This window comes from Microbacterium sp. HSID17254, from assembly GCF_003989315.1.
Taxonomy (GTDB): Bacteria; Actinomycetota; Actinomycetes; order Actinomycetales; family Microbacteriaceae; genus Microbacterium.
In genome coordinates this window covers 1-766 of record NZ_RBLT01000194.1, presented here as the reverse complement: position 1 = coordinate 766, position 766 = coordinate 1, and the positions used below count along the sequence as shown (strand labels likewise).

Below are 766 nucleotides of genomic sequence, written 5' to 3'. Positions count from 1 at the left end.
TGCCCTTGACCGCCTGCTCCACCAACGCCCGCCGCGCCCGCGGCCCCGGAGCCCGCCCGTGCCGGGCCGTGTAGGCCTCCACCAGCTCCGCGACCGCCGGGCGGACACGCTCCAAAGTGCGAGTACTCGCCTGCGCCAGCAGCTCCGGGTCGAACCCGGCGATCTCCCGCGCCAACCCGTCAGGCCGCTGCTGGAACAGCACACCCATCTCCTCGGTCAGCAGCTGCTGATAAGCCCGCGTGGAGGCCGCCGACAACGCCTCCTTCACCGGCCGGAACGCCTGCCCATCCAGGGCCAGCACGCGCCCATCCGCGGTCGCGGCACGGTTCAGCACCCCCGCGTGGGAGTGCAGCTGCGGCCCACCGTCGCGACTGGTGTGGTGGCCATAGACCACGGCGGCCAGCCCCGTGGCCGCCTCCCACTGACCCACTGTCCGCCCGGACGGGCCCCGCCCTTCGTCGCGGCCGGAGCGGACATACGCCACATCGGACTGCACCGACGACAACGCGATCCGCACCGCCTCGTCATGCGCCCAGCGGACCGTCTCCGCGCCCTCGCCGTCGCCCGCTGCGAGCAGCGCCGTGTAGTACATCGACACCGACTTCACCGGCGAGAACGTCACGTCGTAGTAAGCCGTCGGAGTACGGGTGTTGCGGTTCGCCGACGTCTCGATCTCGAAGCGCCGCTCGGCCGACGCGGCCGGTTCTTCCTTGAGCGCATCAGCCACGATCTGCGCTGCTGTGCGGAACTTCCGCGGCTTCGAACC

1 protein-coding gene is annotated in these 766 nt (G+C 71.5%); it reads right to left on the bottom strand.

Annotation, left to right across the window (positions count from 1 at the left end):
* Positions 1 to 727, bottom strand: a 727-nt coding sequence (gene mobF / locus D8M34_RS18540) for a MobF family relaxase (protein ID WP_161973100.1), incomplete at its 3' end; no start/stop codon positions are given.
* Positions 728 to 766 lie beyond the last annotated feature (39 nt).